We start from the raw sequence: 16,190 nt of genomic DNA on the forward strand, positions 1-16,190 counted from the left end.
CACGACGGCATCCTGGGCCGGCCTATGCCGCTGCCGGCGTGCAAAGGTAGATCCCCCGGACAAGCCGGGGGATGACAGGCGAGAGTGTCGGCAACCGGCCTCAGCCGATCGGCCGCCCCGCCGGGATCCGGTAGCTGTCCGCCCAGGGCTGCAGCCGCTCGAACGCGGCACTCGCCGCCAGCACGTCGGCATCGGCGTTCCGCCGGCCCAGGATCTGCATGCCGACCGGCAGCCCGTTCTGCGCCAGCCCCGCCGGGACCGAGGCGGCCGGATGGCCGGTGAAGTTGGCGAAGTAGGTCATGCACCAGCCGATCAGCCGCTCGACCTTCTGGCCGTTGATCTCCGCCGGCCCCAGCGTCTCCCCGTCCGTGCCGTTGGGCACGGCGGTGCAGGCGAGCGTCGGGCTCACCAGGAAGTCGTAGCGCTCCATCACCCCCTGGATGGCGTCGAAGATCTCGGTGCGGATCGCCTGGTCGCGCGCCAGCTCCACGGCCGTGATCTCGTAGCCCTTCTTGATCCAGCCCCGCAGCGGCGGCGGCAGGTCCTCGGCCTGCGCCCCGGTGAAGTCGATGCCGAACTGCTTGAACACCTCGACGGCGCCCACGTTCAGCGACGCGATCATCCGGCACCAGAGCTCGCCCAGCTCGTAGTGGCCGTGCTTGATGCCGAGCTTGACCGGCTCGACGATGGCACCTGCCTCCTCGAACCGCTTCACCGCCCGCTCGACCACCTCGGCCACCTGCGGGTCCACCGGATAGACGTCCAGGTCCGCGCTCCAGGCGATCCGCATGCCCTTGATCGAGCGGTTCGGCGCCTCCGTGAAGTCGAGCTTCTCGGTCAGGCAGAGCGGGTCGCGCGGGTCCGGCCCGTTCAGCACGGTGAGCAGCAGGGCCGCGTCCTGGACGTTGCGGGTGAGCGGTCCCTCGAAGATGAAGGGTGCGGTCCCCGGAAACGCGTTCGGCCTGGTCACCACCGGCACCCGGCCGAACGACTGCTTCAGCCCGTAGATGCCGCACCACGAAGCCGGGATCCGGATCGACCCGCCGCCATCCGTACCTTCCGCGAACGGCACCAGCCCATCCGCCACCGCCCCGGCGCTTCCCCCGGACGACCCGCCTGTGTTATACTCTGGGTTGAACGGATTGCGGGACGGTCCAAACAAATAGTTGTCGCACGTGCCGCGGAACCCGAAGGTCGGGCTGTTGGCCTTGCCCAAGAGGATCGCCCCCGCCTTCTCGACCCGCTCGGCGAACACGCAGGTGAGGTCCGGTCGAAAATCCTTCAGCGCCCGCACGCCGCCCAGCGTCGCCGGCCAGCCCGGCTTGAAGTCGAAAAGATCCTTCAGGACCCCGGGCACCCCATGCAGCGGCCCGACCTCGTCCCCCGCCATGACCTGCCGCTCGGCCTCTTTGGCCGCAGCCCTGGCCCCCTCCGCGTCGACAAAGACCAGCGCGTTGATGGAAGGATTACGCTCCTCGATCCGCTGCAGGAACGCCTCGATCACCTCGACCGGCGACAGCTCCTTGCGCCGGATCCGCGCGGCGATCTCCGCCACACCCTGATATGCCAGTTCATCCGCCAGCCGCACCATCTACACCACCCCGATCGTTGGTCGTTTGCCCAACGACTGGCAGGCGGAAGCGCACCCGGCAACCGGAAACTCAGAGGATCTCCTCGGGATCCTGGTAGGGCCCGACCCGGGTCAGCGACACCGGGGTCACGTGCTGCTCCAGCTGCTCGGCCCGGTCCAGCATGACCGCCTGGGCCAGGAGCGGGGTCGCCGCCTCCAGCCGCACCGCGTCGTCCAGCACCCAGGGCGCCCGCCCGTCCGAGGGCGCCCTCTCCGGCAGCAGCGCCGTCAGGATCCCGGCCACGTCCTGCTCGAGCGGCAGGGCCTCCAGCATCTGGCGCAGCTCGCCCCGCAGCTGGCCGGCCACGCTCGCCACCGCGTCGCCCAGCGCTCTGGCATAATGGGCCGTCCCGGCATGCCCGGCGCGCACCACCCGCCTGCCCGGCACCAGTTGCTCGGCCACCGGCAGCGCCAGTTCCACCCCTTCGGCATCGCCGGCCACCAGTACGCGCCGCGCCCCGGTCTGCCCGACCACGGCAAGGTCGACATGGTAGATCGAGCGGTGCCGCATCCGCCTAAAGCGCCGGAGCGTGTCGACCCAGTAGCTGCCGGAGAAGTCGAGCACGACGTCGCCCGGCTCCAGCCAGGGATAGACCGTCTCCAGTACCTGGTCGACCTGCTCGCCCGGCAGCAGGTCGAGCACGATGCGGCGCGGGAACTCCAGCTCCTCGAAGAAGCTGCGCTCGCCCTGGATCAGGGTCGCCCCCTTGGCGGCCGGCGGCTCGCCCGGCAGGTCGGACCTGGCCAGCAAGTTGGTCCCGGCGCGCAGCAACGCCGCCCCGATTCCGTGCGCGTCGCCAACCAGCCCGACTGCAAGCACCACCTGAACCTCCCGGTGTCGTCACGTCGAGCTACGCGCCCGCGCATGGCCAACGGAAGGTGTGGAACCGTCGCTGCGACAAGAGGCGCAAGAAAACGGCCGGCCCGGTCGCCGGCCGCAAGGTCAGTTCAGCGGGACGATCAGCTGCTCTGTTCGGCCGGCAGCTTGCTCTGGCCGGACTGGCCGTTGCCGGTGTCGGACCTGGCGACGTCCTCGTGGAAGGCGCAATCGGCCAGCGCTGGCAGTGCGGTCGCGAAGAGGAAGAGTGCGGTGAGCATCAAAGCAATCAGACGCATGATGGTTCTCCACAGTCGCCGGTACCCCACCAAACTGGCACTGACCGGAGCGGACGACCAGTGCTCATGGCGGGTTTTCCGCAAGCACGCCCAGAACGGCTTCCCCATAGCGCTCGAGCTTGCTGGCCCCCACGCCCGGGATCCCGGCCAGCTGGCCCAGGCTCGTCGGCCTGGCCCGGGCGATGGCGGCGAGCGTGGCGTCATGGAAGATGACATAGGGCGGCACGCCCTGGCCGCGCGCCTCGGCCAGCCGCCAGCGGCGCAGGGCCGAGAAAAGTTCCTCCGCTGCCCCGCTCAGCGGATGCTCGTCGCGCGGCCGGTCGCGGCTGGAGCGCGCCCGGGTCGGGTCGACCCGCAGCGCCACCCGGCGCTCGCCCTTCAGCACCGGGCGAACCGTGTCGGAGAGCTGCAGGCCACCATGGCCGTCCACGTCCACCACCACGAGCTCCAGCGCCGCCAGCTGGCGCAGCACCGAGCGCCAGCGCGCGGCGGGGAGCGTCTTGCCGACACCGAACACGGACAGCCGGTCGTGCTGGAGCTGGCCGACCCGTTCGGTGCGATTGCCGGCCAGCACGTCAATCACGTGACCCGCCCCGAACCGCTGCCCGGTGCGGAAGATGGCGGACAGCGCCATCTGGGCATGCTCGGTGCCGTCATAGCTCTCGACCGGAACCATGCAGACGTCGCAGTTGCCGCAAGGCTCGGCCAGCGCCTCGCCGAAATAGCCCAGCAGCACCTGGCGCCGGCAGCGGGTGGTCTCGCAATAGCCCAGCAGGCTGGCGAGCTTGTGCCGGTCGGAGCGCTTCTTCGCGTCGTCGCCCTCGCCGTTGCGGATCTGGGCGAAGGTGCGGGCCACATCGTCCATGCCATAGGCCATCCAGGCATGGGCCGGGTCGCCGTCGCGGCCGGCACGGCCGATCTCCTGGTAGTAGGCCTCGAAGCTCTTGGGCAGGTCGACATGGGCGACGAAGCGGACGTCCGGCTTGTCGATGCCCATGCCGAACGCGATGGTCGCGACCATGACCAGCCCGTCCTCGGCCAGGAAGCGGTCCTGGCGCCGGGAACGCTCGTCGGCGTCCAGCCCGGCATGATAGGCGGTGGCGGCCACGCCCTGGTCCGTGAGCCAGGCAGCCAGGTCGTCGACCTTGGCGCGCGACTGGCAGTAGACGATACCGCTCTGGCCCTGGTGGCGGGTGCGGATCATCTCGAGCAGCTGGCGGCGCGGGTTGTCCTTGATCGTGACGCTCAGATGGATGTTCGGCCGGTCGAAGCTCGAGCGGAAGATCCGGCCCTCGCCCAGGTCGAGCCGGGCGACGATCTCCTGCTCGGTGCGCCGGTCGGCGGTGGCGGTCAGCGCAATCCGCGGCACGCCGGGAAAGCGCTGGTGCAACACCGAGAGCGCCAGATAGTCCGGCCGGAAGTCGTGGCCCCACTGGCTGACGCAATGAGCCTCGTCGATGGCGAACAGGACCGGCCGCCACCCGGCCAGCCGGTCGAGGAAGCCGTCCGCCTGGAACCGCTCGGGCGCCACGTAGAGCAGGCGGATCTCGCCGCGGTCGAGCTGGCGCTCCAGTGCCCGCCGCTCAGGCAGCGGCACGCCGGAATGCAGGGCAGCGGCCGCCACGCCCAGCTGGCGCAGCGCCTCCACCTGGTCGCGCATCAGCGCCACCAGGGGCGAGACCACCAGGGTCAGGCCGTCCAGGCAGAGTGCGGGCACCTGGTAGCACAGCGACTTGCCGCCGCCGGTCGGCATCAGGACCAGCGCGTCGCCGCCCGCCAGGACGTGATGGACGATCTCCGCCTGCCGGCCGCGAAAGCCGGGATAGCCGAAGACGTCATGGAGGACCTGCTCCGGGCGCGATGCCTCGCTCATGCCCATCCAGCGGGCCAGGTGCCGCAGCAAGTTTGGCCCTCTCGGGTTCGTTCGTGCCGATGCGCCTGCCGAGAGCCTGGCAGGGATCGCCCTCTCCCCGTCGTCTCGCGCGCCGACGGAGGATCCATCTCGGCGGGCACCCGGAAGCTGCACGCCCGGTCGCGCCGGGGAGTGATGGAGGCTGAGGGCGCGGAGCTCGGGTTCGTTTCGTCAGCCGGGTAGGCCGCTCGGGTTCGTTCGTGCAGATGCCAGCGTCGGGAGCCGGAAAAAGCCATTCCCCTCCAGGTCATCCCCAGCGCAGGCGTGGGATGATTGGCACGCGGCCGGCCAGTGATCCCCCGGTCGAGCCGCGGGGCCGGTTCGTTGGTCCGGCGCATCTCTCGGGTTCGTTCGTGCATTTTTCGATTCGTCGTCCACACGCTGCGGCTGCTGTCGGTGCCGGGGCACAAGAGGACCAGTGATAGCATGAACCGGCCCCGCGTTCCTACGGCTTGCCGAAGCCGCCGCCGGCCGGGGTCTGGACGGCGAAGATGTCACCGGCGGCCACCTCGCGCTTGTCGGCGGCCTTCAGCTTCTCGACCCGCCCGTCGGGGTGCTCGATCCACTGGTCGCCGACCGAGCCGGGGGCACCGCCGTGGAGGCCGAAGGGCGGGATGCGCCGGTGGTTGGACAGGATCGCGGCGGTCATCGGCTCCAAAAAGCGGGTGCGCCGGATCGTGCCGTCGCCGCCCTTCCAGCGGCCCTGGCCGCCGGAGCCCAGGTTGATCCGGTGGCTTTCCAGGAGAACCGGGTAGCGGTGCTCCAGGACCTCGGGGTCGGTCAGCCGCGAGTTGGTCATGTGGGTGTGCACGGCGGCGGTGCCGTCGAAGCCCTCGCCCGCCCCCGAGCCGCCGCAGATCGTCTCGTAGTACTGGTACTTGGCGTTGCCGTAGGTGAAGTTGTTCATCGTCCCCTGGGCTGCCGCCAGCACGCCGAGCGCGCCATAGAGCGTGTCGGTCACCCACTGGCTGGTCTCGACATTGCCGGCGCAGACTGCGGCGGGGTAGCGGGCGTTGACGATGGTGCCTTCCGGGATGGTGATCCGGATCGGCTTCAGGCAGCCCTCGTTCATCGGGATGTTCTCGTCCACCAGCGTGCGGAACACGTAGAGGACGGCGGCCCTAGTGACGGCTGCCGGGGCGTTGAAGTTGTTGGGCTGCTGCGGGCTGGTGCCGGTGAAGTCGACATGGGCGGTGCGAGCCGCCTTGTCGATCGAGATCCGGACCTCGACCGCGGTGCCGTTGTCGTGCTCGTAGCGGAAATGCCCGTCGGTCAGCACGTCCAGGACCCGGCGCACGCTTTCCTCGGCATTGTCCTGGACATGGCCCATATAGGCCTGGACCACGTCCAGCCCGAACTGCGTGACCATGGCGTGCAGCTCGTTGGCGCCGCGCTGGCAGGAGGCCACCTGGGCCAGCAGGTCGGCCACCGACTGGGTCATGTTTCGCACGGGATAGGGCCCGCTGGCGAACACCGCGCGGACCTCCTCGTCCAGGAATCGGCCCTTGGCCACGATCTGGACGTTGTCGAACAGCACGCCCTCCTGGTCGATATGGGTGCTGTCCGGCGGCATCGAGCCCGGCGTGATCCCGCCGACATCGGCATGGTGGGCACGCGCCGCAGTGAAGAACAGGAGCTGCCCGTCCGTGCCGAACACCGGCATGACCACCGTGACGTCCGGCAGGTGGGTCCCGCCATTATAGGGGTTGTTCAGGGCATAGACGTCGCCCGGCCCCATCTCGTCCCGGCGCAGGCGCAGGATGGTCTGCACCGATTCGCCCATCGAGCCCAGATGGACCGGCATGTGCGGCGCATTGGCGATCAGCCCGCCATCGGCGTCGAACAGGGCGCAGGAAAAGTCGAGCCGCTCCTTCACGTTCACCGAATAGGCGGTGTTCTGCAGCGTGAAGCCCATCTGCTCGGCGATGGTCATGAACAGGTTGTTGAAGATCTCCAGCATGATCGGGTCGGAATCGGTGCCGACCACGGCCTGGCGCGGCAGCTTCACGACCCGGCGCAGCACCAGATGCTCGCGCGCGGTGATGGCGAGTTCCCAGCCCGGCTCGACCACCACGGTCGTGGTCCTGGTCACCACCAGGGCGGGACCCTGTACCCGGTCGCCCGGGCGCATCGATTCCCGGTCATACAGGGCGGCATCGACGCCACCGGCCGGCGCGTGGGGCGCTTCGGTGGTGAACAGGCGGACGTGGCGGACCGGCACCAGCGGTTCGTCTGGCCGGCGCAGGGCCAGCGCCTGCTCCGGCTCGTCGATCCGCTCCATGTGGCCGATGCCCTCGACCGCGATCTGCTCGACCACGAGGCCGCGGCCTGCCACGGTGAAGCCGTAGCGCGCGCGGTGCTCCTGCTCGAAGGCCCGGACCATCTCAGCCAGATCGGCAAGCGGGACGTCCAGGGCCGCATCGGTGCCGGCGTAGCGCAGATGCACCCGGCTCTCGATCGTGGCGGTGGCGGTGTCGACCCGCTGGGCCGCCAGTTCCGCCAGCGCTTCGTCGGCGAGTTCCTCCCTGGCCTGGCGTAGTGCCGCCATCGCGTCGTCGTCGAGCGGCCGCTCCAGCGCGCGCTGCCGGATCACCCGCACGTCGGCCAGGCCGATGCCATAGGCGGACAGGACGGAAGCGAAGGGATGGATCAGCACCGAGGACACGCCCAGCAGGTCGGCCACCCGGCAGGCATGCTGCGCGCCGGCCCCGCCAAAGCAGTTCAGCGTGTAGCCGCCGATGTCATAGCCGCGCTGGATCGAGATCTTCTTGATGGCATTGGCCATGTTGTCGTCGGCGATCGCGAGTGCCCCGTGCGCGATCTCCTCCGGCGTGCGCGCCACGCCGGTCGCGGCCTGCACCTCGTCGGCCAGAGCCTGGAACTTCGCCCGCACCGTGTCGGCATCGAGCGACTGGTCGCCGTTCGGACCGAACACGGCGGGGAAGTAGTCGGGATGGATCTTGCCGACCATCAGGTTGGCGTCGGTCACGGTCAGCGGGCCGCCGCGCCGGTACGCGGCCGGGCCGGGGTTGGCGCCGGCACTCTCCGGACCCACCCGGAACTTGGCCCCGTCGAACACGATGATCGAGCCGCCGCCGGCCGCCACCGTATGGATGTGCATCATCGGGGCACGGATCCGCACCCCGGCCACCTCTGTGTCGAACACCCGCTCGTACTGGCCGGCGTAATGGGTGACGTCGGTGGAGGTGCCGCCCATGTCGAAGCCGAGCAGGCGGGTAAAGCCGGCCAGCTCGCCGGTGACCACGGCGCCGACGATGCCACCCGCCGGTCCCGACAGGATCGCGTCCTTGCCCTGGAAGCGATGGGCGTCGACCAGGCCGCCATTGGACTGCATGAACATCAGCCTTGTGTCGCCGGTCTGCGAGGCCACGCGCTGCACATAGTCCTGCAGGATCGGCGAGAGATAGGCGTCCACCACGGTCGTGTCGCCGCGCCCCACGATCTTCATGAGCGGGCTGACCTCGTGGCTCACCGAGATCTGGGTGAAGCCGATCTCACGCGCGATCCCTGCCAGCGCCTGCTCGTGCTCGGGATAGCGGTAGGCATGCATCAGCACGATGGCGATGGCGCGGAAGCCCGCGTCATAAGCGGCCTGGAGCCCGTCCCGCGCCTGGATCTCGTCCAGCGGCCGCTCGACCGTGCCGTCGGCGCGCATCCGCTCGTCGATCTCGACGACCCGGCGGTAGAGCTGCTCGGGCAGGACGATGTGCCGGGCGAAGATGTCCGGGCGGGCCTGGTAGCCGATCCGGAGCACATCGCCCAGGCCAGCGGTCACCGCCAGGACCACGGGCACGCCCTTGCGCTCCAAGAGGGCATTGGTCGCGACCGTGGTGCCCATCTTGATGGCGTCGATCTGCCCGGTCGGGAGCGGCGCCTCGCGTTCCAGGCCCAGGAGGTCACGGATGCCCTGGAGCGCTGCGTCCTGGTAGCGCTCCGGGTTCTCGCTCAGGACCTTGTGGATGTGCAGCCGGCCTTGCGGATCCCGGCCGACCACATCGGTGAACGTGCCGCCCCGATCGATCCAGAACTGCCAGCGGCGCTCGTCCAAGGTCCTTCTCCGCGCTGATGTCATGCGGGTTCACGTCGCGCTGGATAGACGAACGGCCAGGGCTTGCCTATCTGCGCACCGGGTGAACCTGTTTCGCGGGATGCAGCGGCCATCTGGGGCAAGCTCATCGGAGTAGCCATCGGCTTTATGATCGGACAATGGATAGGCGCGGTTCTGGGTGGCATCGCCGGCCATGCCTTCGACCAGTGGCGCCGCGAGCGTCGGCAGTTCCGCGCGGAACGGGCGGCCGCGGGCGACCCGGCCTATGTCGACCTGGACGCGATCCTGGAGACCCGGCAGGTGGCGTTCGCCACCGCGATCGTGGTGCTGGCGGCCAAGCTCGCCAAGGTCGACGGCCAGGTGAACCGCGACGAGATCATGGCGTTCCGCCGGATCTTCGACATCTCGGACGCCGATGTCGGCGACGTGGCCGCCATCTACAACGAGGCCAAGCAGAGCCCGGATGGGTTCGAGGCGGCGGCCCGCCAGGTGGCCGCGGTGTTCGGCACCGAGCGGGTCGTGCTCGAGGAACTGCTGTGCGGACTGTTCGAAGTCGCGGTGGCGGACGCGGCCATCGACGAGAACGAGCTGCGCTTTCTGCGCCAGGTGGGCGCGATCTTCGGCTTCGGGCCGTTCCAGTTCGAGGCGATCCGCGCGCGCTACATGTATTCCTGGGAGCCCCGGCGGCCGCGCCCACCGGAAGCGGCCACGGTTGACCATTATACCGTGCTGGGCCTGCCGCGCACTGCCAGCAACGACGAGATCAAGCTCGCCTGGCGGGCACTGGTGCGCGAGCACCATCCCGACCGGCTGGTGGCCCAGGGCCTGCCGCCGGAGTTCGTGGAGAAGGCCAGCCGGCGCCTGGCCGCGATCAACGCGGCCTATGACCGGGTCGCGGCCGAGCGCGGGATGCGCTGAAGCCCTTGTGGTACCGGCGCCGCTCCGGCATTCCCTTGGGATACTCCAGGAGCATGTAGCCACCGATGTCGGCCGAATTCACACCGATCGCCGCCAGCGTCGCCCCTGCCGCGCCCTGCCTCCTGGCGGTCCTGCCCAGTGGCGAGGCGGTGCGGGCCCAGTCGGTGCGGGCGGTCCTGATCGAGGAACTGGTCGGCCTCCATGGCCAGGAGGAGCCGCGCTTCCGGGTGGTGGTCGAGCTGGACGATGGCGGCAAGCGGGTGGTCGCGGTCGACCTGTCGGCCCAGGACGCCACCGACATGGCGCGCCGCACCGGCCGGCTGGTGAACGACGTGCTGCGCGCCGCATGAAGCTGCGCGGGCTGGTGGCGCGCTGGAAGGGGGGCAGCGAGGCGGCGCCGGCCGCGGCCGTCCCGGCAGAAGCCGCCCGGGGGCCGGTCGCCTTGCCGCCACAGGCCGACAGGTCGCCAGCCGAGAAGCCGGCTGGTGAGAAGCCCCCGAACGAGAAGCCGGACAGCGAGAAGCTGACCGGGCCGCAGACGGTGCTGGTCACCGTGCTTGGGCTGGAAGGCCAAGCCCTGGCAGAGATTGTGCAGACCGTGATTGCCGAATGCCGGCGTACCCATACCCGCCCGCTGTTCGTCACCGACGGCACCGACTTCGCGCCCCTGCGCGCGCAGCGGGCCCTGTTCGAGCAGGTGATCGACCCCGACATCTGCCGGCACCGCCGGCCCGGGCTCGACTGGCACGCCTATGCGCTGGAGCAGTACCGGCTGATCGGCCGCAAGTGGAAGCCGGTCACCACCATCGCGTTCGGCCGCCCGGTCGATCCCGACGCGCTGGCGGCGGTGGTCGAGGGGCGGCGCGAGAAGCTGTAGGCGGTCAGCCCACCAGCGGTGCGGAGTGCGGGGCCAGGTGGGGCAGATGCGGCGGGCCGGTCTCGGCATCGCGCAGGACCGCCTGTTCCTCGACCAGCTGGGCGATCGCGGCACCGCCATCGGTTGGCGGCAGGTGCCGGACCCGCTCGCGCATCCGGGCCGCCACCTCCGGGGCCTGCAGGGCGTTCAGCGCCCAGCGCAGCCGGTCCTGCTGGTGGACGCGCACGGCGATGCCCAGGCCCGCCCGCTCCGCCCAGACGGCGCGCGCCTCCTGCTCGTCCATGGACGGGTTCTCGTTCGGCACGAAGACTGTAGGGATGCCGATCGAGATCAGCTCGTGGAAGGAGTTGTAGCCGGCAGCACTGACCGCGAGGTCGAAGGCGCGGAACAGCCGCGCCATCGGGAAGCCGGACAAGGTGCCGGCACCGGGCAGGCGCTCGGATGGCTGGTTCTCGCTGATCAGCCACTCGGCCTCGACCAGCACCACGCCGGCCCGTCCGCCCAAGGACGTGGCCAGGGTCTGGCGGACGCGGCGGTAGTCGAAATTATTCTGCGAGCCCAGCAGCACCAGGACGGCCAGCGCCTCCTGGGCGATGCCGAGCTCGGCGCGCGCTTCCGCACGGTCCAGGATCTCGTCGCCATCCAGGAGGGTCACCGGGGGGACGCGGACCAGCTCGCCGGCGCGGGTCCGGGTCAGCCCCCGGTCCAGCTCGGTCGCGAACTCGCCGGGCTCGATCACCAGGTCGAAGTTGGCGGCCCGCTCGATCGCGGCCTTGCCGGCATCGGGGCGCCACAGGCCGCGCCGGAGCCAGACGAACCGCCGCTCCGGGCAGTGCCGGCGCAGCTCGGCGAGCGCCGCATAGGGCATGTTGCCGTCGAACAGCAGCACGCGCGGGTCGTAGAAGCCGATCATCGCGTGGAGGCGGGCGAGCAGGCCGCGGTTCCAGTAGTCGGCGTCGCCCCCGTAATAGCTGTGGTAGGGCAGGTACTCGCCGTGGAACCCGTACTGGCCGACCACGCCTACGGCCTGCGACATGGTGAGGAACACGGGCTCGATGGCCGGCGGCAGGCGGCGCGCCACGGCGAGCAGCCGGGTCAGGTGGCCCATGCCGATCCCGTTCGGCGAGAGCATCAGCACCCGGCGCTGCGCCCGGATCCGGGCGGGGTCGATGCGCCGGGGCCCCGCCAAGTCCGGGGCCAGGGCCAAGAGGCGCCCGGCCAGGACTGCCGGGTCGGCCGCTTCCCGGACGAACGCGCGGGCCCGCTCCGCGCGGGCCTGGCGGTCGGCACCCGGTTCGCGGAACGCGCCGGCATGGAAGCTGGCGGCATCCTCCGGCCAGCCGGCCAGCTCGGCCGGCAGGGACAAGGGCACGCCCGCTGCCGCGGCCTCGACCAGCTCGGCGGTGACCGGCTGGGGCTGGCCCGGCCAGCCGGCCAGGTGCCAGACGTCCAGCCGGGCCAGGAAGGCGTCCACCGGCTCCGCTTCGGCCGGGATCAGGCGCAGCTCGGGCAAGGGCCGTGCGACCCGCCGGCGCAGCAGGGCCAAAGGCGGTGCCAGCAGTTCCACCGACCAGGGCGCTCTTGCCGGGTAGGCGCGGGCAAAGCCGTCCTCGTCCATGGGCCAGGCGGCATTGCCCTGCCCGCCATGGCGGCCGATCATGGCCGGGCGCCGCGTCCACGCCGGATGGGGTGCCGTGCCGACCGGTGGTGCCGGCGGCAGCCAGGGCTCGCCGGCGAGGCCCAGGACGGCGGCGACGCCCGCGTCCGCCGCCACCTCCTGCATGGCGGCATCCTGGACCAGCTCCGTGAAGCGGTGGCGCGTTGCTGCCAGCAGTGCCTCATCCAGGCGGCCGTCCCGCCAGGGAAGCTGGTCGAAGCGCAGGATGGCGTGGTCGGCGCGGATCCGGGGTGGGCGGTCGATCCAGGCCAGGAGCGGTGCCAGGTGCCAGGCCAGCAGGATGCGGCTGCTCACCGTGCGGTCGACGTCGACCAGGACCAGCCGTCTCGCGGCCAGACAGGCGGCGAGTGGCGGGGCGAACGGCCGGCCGGGCAGGAACAGGCTGGACCGGACGCCCAGCAGGCCGATCCGCCAGCCGCGTGCCGCCAGCCGGTCGACCAGGCGGACCAGGGCCCGCGCCTCGGCGTCGGGCAGGCGCGGATCGAGCAGCAGGAGGAGTTCGAGGTCGGTCAATGCAGTTTCTGCAAGCAGCAGCTGGGGATGGCCCAGGCGGTTTCCGGCAGGTGGCGGCGCAAGGGTGGGCTTGCGGTGACCGCGGCGGCGCGTAGCCTCCCCGCATACCGGTGGACGAGCTGATGACCCATGACCTGATCTTCTTTCCCGATTATCGCGCCGCCAATCCCTACCAGGAACTGCTCTACCGGCAGCTCGCCCACCTGCACCCGCGGGCCGGCACGATCGACAACGCGCTCCGGCTGCTCGACCATGCGCCACCTGGGCGCCACGTCGTGTTCCATCTGCACTGGGAGGACGTGCTGCACCGCCACCTGGCCGACCCGGACGCGGCGGCGGGAGCCGTCCACCAGTTCCTGGCCAAGGCCGAGGACTTCACCGGGCGCGGCGGCACGCTGTTCTGGACGGTGCACAACCAGCGCTCGCATGTCGGCAGCCATCCGGAGCTGGACCGCACCCTGCGCCAGGCCCTGGCCAGGCTGGCCGACCGGGTCCATGTCCATTCGCTGGCGGCATTGCGCGCGATCCGGGCCGAGCTGGCGCTGGCGCCGACCCAGCCCGTGGTGGTGCCGCACGGCAACTACCGCCCGATCCACGACCCGCGCGCCACCGACCGGGACGCGGCCAGAATCCGCCAGGGGTTCGCCGGCAACGACATCGTCCTGCTCCTGTTCGGCCGGCTCGACGCCTACAAGGGGGCGAGCGCGCTCCTGGCCGCATTCGCCGAGGCGCCTGCCTGCCTGCGCCTCGTGGTGGCGGGCAAGCAGATCGTGCCGCTGACTCCGGTCCTGGCCGCCTTGCCGGCTTCGGTGCGGACACGGATCACCGTCCATGACCGGTTCGTGCCGACCGCCGAGGTCGACCGGCTCCTGGCCGCCGCCGACGCGGTGGTGCTGCCCTACCGCGCGATCCTGACGTCGGGCACGCTGATGCTGGCACTCGGGTTCGGCCGGCCGGTGATCGCCCCGGACCTGCCGGCTTTGGCCGAGATCGTGGCGGACGGGCGGGAGGCACTGCTCTACCCGCACGACCGGCCGGACGGGCTGCACGCGGCGCTGCTGCGGCTGGTCGAGCTGGACGCTGCCGGCCATGCCGCGATGGCGAAGGAGGCGGCCGCCACGGCGGAGCTCTATGACTGGCGCTGGATCGGCCGGCAGATGGGTGCCGCGATCCTGGATGCCGCGATGCACGGGCGGGCGGTCCGGCGGCCGGTGCAGCTCAGCGTGCCCGCGGCAGTCCCTGCGTGACCAGCCGTTCGAACTGGCCGGTCGGCAGGCAGGTGGTGCCCTTGTCGAACGCGCCGGTCTCGCCGGAGCGGAAGTCGATCAGCGACACTTCCCGGGCACCGTCGGGCGCCACGATCGTGCGGGTGACGACATAGGTGGCCAGACCGGTGATCCGGGAGCCTCCCTTGGTCTCGCTCACCTTCACGCCCAGCATGGCGTCGAGGGTGACCTCGCGGCGCATCACATATTCCTGGTCGTCGCGCCGCACCGTGATGGTCGCGTCCTCGGCGGCACCGCCCACCCGCCTGGGCGACGCGCGCTGGCCCTGCTCGAAGCTGAAGATCCAGCCGCAGTCGATCCAGGGCGTGGCCCGCCCGGCATAGGTGGCGGCGACCGCCAGCGGGTCGTCGGTGTCGAGCAGCCGCAGCCCGGCACGCTCCAGATTGGCCCGGATCCGGTTGCGGACCGTTTCCGGCGCCAGCGCCACGGTCAGGTCGATCGGCTGGGACGGCCGGCCGGCGGGCTTCACATAGGTCAGAACCTTGGGCCGGTCCTGGGCATGCGCCGGCGTGGCGAGCGATGCCAGCAGCAGCGCCAGCATCCAGAGCCGTCGACCTCGCATCCGCACCCCCTCGTCTCCCCTGCGGCTGTCACCTGCCCAGGCACCGCCTGCTTCGGTACCATTCTTTCCTGTGCCAGCCGCCCAATGACCAGTCGCCTCAGTAGAGGTCTGCGGCGGCGAGCGCACCCGTGAGCCCCGGGCCGGCCGCCGGCCCGGGAAGATCATCGTCCAGGGCAGCCAGGCCCAGCTTGCTGTACTCGACGAGCCGGCGGAAGGCCTGATTGGCGAACCGCCCGACCGGATAGGCCTCCAGATAGCTTTGATAGGCGGCTGGCGTGTCGGCCGCCTTCACGTCCAGCCAGAGCGCGTCCTCGGGCGAGAGCTCGATGCTGCTGTCCTGCGCCTGCGCCTCCGGCTGATGGTAGGCACTGCCGCCCGCCGCGAGCACCCCGATCACCAGCGCACGGATCGCCGAGTAGTAGAGCTTGATGCGCTTCACGAGGATGGGTTCCGCTGCAGGGTCAGGGTGAGGACGCCAGGAACTCTTCGCACAGCCTGATCAGCGGTCAAGACACATGAACAGTTGGTAAGGATGATGCTTCAATTATGCATACCTGAAGATGATTCAATGTTCGAGCAGCTCCGCCAGCGTGTGCGCGATCACACGGGTCGCCGCATGGAGGTCCGCCATGGCCAGCCGCTCGTCGGCCCGATGGGCATTGGCTTCCAGCAGGTCGCGCGGGCCGGCACCGTACAGGACGCAGGGTATGCCGGCCTCGGCATAGTGCCGGCCGTCCGTGTAGAGCGGGATGCCCTGGGCACCCACCGGCGTTTCCAGGATCTCGCTGGCCCGGGCGGTGAGCCGCTCCACCAGCCGGGCGGCGCCCGGCAGCTGGGTCAGCGGCCGGGCCAGCAGGATCTGGCGGATCCGCACGCTCACGCCCGGGAACTTCGCCACCGCGTTCTCGATGAGCTTGCGCAGCTCGGCCTCGACATCCTCCGGGCGTTCCTCCGGGATCATCCGGCGATCCAGCCGCAGCACGATCCGGTCCGGCACCACGTTGGTGTTGATCCCGCCCGAGATCAGCCCGACCACCAAGGTCGGGCTGGTGATCCCCTTCACCTTGGAGCGGCGGGTCTGCAGGTTGCGCCGCGAGGCATAGAGCGCCGTCAGGACGCCGTTGGCCGCCTCCAGCGCGTCGAAGCCGGTATCCGGCCTGGCCGCATGGGCGGAGCGGCCCAGGAGTTCGACCTCCAGATGGAGGCAACCATTATGGGCGGTGACCACCGAATAGGCGAAGCCCGCCCCGATCGCGAGGTCGGGCCGGCTGAGCCCGGTCTCGATCAGGCGCCTGGGCCCGAGATTGCCGCCGGCCTCCTCGTCATAGGTCAGATGCAGCTCGACCGTACCGGTCAGCCGGTCGGCCACCTCGTTCAGTGCCAGAAGGGCGAAGGTATAGGTGGCGAAGTCGGACTTGGAGACGGCCACGCCCCGGCCGTACATCATCCCGCCCTCGATCTCGGCACCATAGGGGTCGTGGCTCCAGCCCTCGCCCGGCGGCACCACGTCGCCATGGGCGTTCAGCGCGATGGTCGGCCCGTTGCTGCCGAATCGGCGCCGCACGATCAGGTTGGTGATGGAGACCATGCCCTGGGCCTCGACCAGCGAGGCCGGCACCACGTCGGTCT

The 16,190-nt window shown here is 70.6% G+C and carries 13 protein-coding genes; 4 read left to right on the forward strand and 9 right to left on the reverse strand.

Translation table 11 applies throughout. The features are described 5' to 3' along the window. Positions 1-100: 100 nt before the first annotated feature. The 5 genes from VNS22_RS22915 to VNS22_RS22935 all read right to left on the reverse strand — a co-directional run bounded on the left by VNS22_RS22915 (position 101) and on the right by VNS22_RS22935 (position 8,751). The gene (locus VNS22_RS22915) at positions 101-1,591 is read right to left on the reverse strand and encodes an amidase (RefSeq protein ID WP_325736624.1); all 1,491 of its coding nucleotides are present in this window, start codon (positions 1,589-1,591) and stop codon (positions 101-103) included. Between the two features lie 70 nt (positions 1,592-1,661). Then, a complete protein-coding gene (locus VNS22_RS22920) occupies positions 1,662-2,453 on the reverse strand; it encodes an NAD(P)-binding domain-containing protein (RefSeq protein WP_325736626.1) in 792 nt (263 codons plus the stop codon). Positions 2,454-2,590: 137 nt separating this feature from the next. Continuing rightward, positions 2,591-2,746, reverse strand: a complete 156-nt coding sequence (locus VNS22_RS22925; protein ID WP_325736628.1) for a hypothetical protein — start codon at positions 2,744-2,746, stop codon at positions 2,591-2,593. 64 nt (positions 2,747-2,810) lie between these two features. After that, entirely contained in the window at positions 2,811-4,619 is a 1,809-nt protein-coding gene (gene recQ, locus VNS22_RS22930; protein ID WP_325736630.1) for a DNA helicase RecQ, read from the reverse strand. Between the two features lie 484 nt (positions 4,620-5,103). Next, on the reverse strand, positions 5,104-8,751 hold the full coding sequence (locus VNS22_RS22935; RefSeq protein WP_349261874.1) for a hydantoinase B/oxoprolinase family protein: 3,648 nt from the start codon (positions 8,749-8,751) through the stop codon (positions 5,104-5,106). 123 nt (positions 8,752-8,874) lie between these two features. On the opposite strand from VNS22_RS22935, the gene VNS22_RS22940 reads away from it, so the two are divergent. From VNS22_RS22940 to VNS22_RS22950, 3 genes are all read left to right on the forward strand, one after another. Further along, positions 8,875-9,645 carry a TerB family tellurite resistance protein gene (locus tag VNS22_RS22940; RefSeq protein WP_325736634.1) on the forward strand — a complete coding sequence of 257 codons (771 nt, stop codon included), beginning with the start codon at positions 8,875-8,877 and terminating at the stop codon, positions 9,643-9,645. Between the two features lie 65 nt (positions 9,646-9,710). Next, positions 9,711-9,995, forward strand: a complete 285-nt coding sequence (locus tag VNS22_RS22945) for a hypothetical protein (RefSeq protein WP_325736636.1) — start codon at positions 9,711-9,713, stop codon at positions 9,993-9,995. Then, positions 9,992-10,522 (forward strand): hypothetical protein, encoded by a 531-nt coding sequence (locus VNS22_RS22950; protein ID WP_325736637.1) that lies wholly within the window; start codon positions 9,992-9,994, stop codon positions 10,520-10,522. Before VNS22_RS22945 ends, VNS22_RS22950 begins: the two co-directional genes overlap by 4 nt. A gap of 4 nt (positions 10,523-10,526) precedes the next feature. Here VNS22_RS22950 and VNS22_RS22955 read toward each other — a convergent pair whose 3' ends face one another. Then, positions 10,527-12,713: a glycosyltransferase gene (locus VNS22_RS22955; protein ID WP_325736638.1), complete on the reverse strand. Its 2,187-nt coding sequence runs from the start codon at positions 12,711-12,713 to the stop codon at positions 10,527-10,529. Between the two features lie 122 nt (positions 12,714-12,835). On the opposite strand from VNS22_RS22955, the gene VNS22_RS22960 reads away from it, so the two are divergent. Continuing rightward, on the forward strand, positions 12,836-13,960 hold the full coding sequence (locus tag VNS22_RS22960; protein ID WP_325736640.1) for a glycosyltransferase: 1,125 nt from the start codon (positions 12,836-12,838) through the stop codon (positions 13,958-13,960). Here the strand turns inward: VNS22_RS22960 and VNS22_RS22965 are convergent. The 3 genes from VNS22_RS22965 to VNS22_RS22975 all read right to left on the reverse strand — a co-directional run. Continuing rightward, the gene (locus VNS22_RS22965) at positions 13,932-14,561 is read right to left on the reverse strand and encodes a hypothetical protein (protein ID WP_325736642.1); all 630 of its coding nucleotides are present in this window, start codon (positions 14,559-14,561) and stop codon (positions 13,932-13,934) included. The genes VNS22_RS22960 and VNS22_RS22965 overlap by 29 nt on opposite strands. Positions 14,562-14,658: 97 nt before the next feature. Beyond that, positions 14,659-15,000 (reverse strand): hypothetical protein, encoded by a 342-nt coding sequence (locus VNS22_RS22970; RefSeq protein ID WP_325736644.1) that lies wholly within the window; start codon positions 14,998-15,000, stop codon positions 14,659-14,661. 126 nt (positions 15,001-15,126) lie between these two features. Continuing rightward, positions 15,127-16,190, reverse strand: a 1,064-nt coding sequence (locus VNS22_RS22975) for a M20/M25/M40 family metallo-hydrolase (RefSeq protein ID WP_325736646.1), incomplete at its 5' end; no start/stop codon positions are given.

Origin of the sequence: Geminicoccus sp. (assembly GCF_035556675.1) — a bacterium.
Classification (GTDB): Bacteria; Pseudomonadota; Alphaproteobacteria; order Geminicoccales; family Geminicoccaceae; genus Geminicoccus.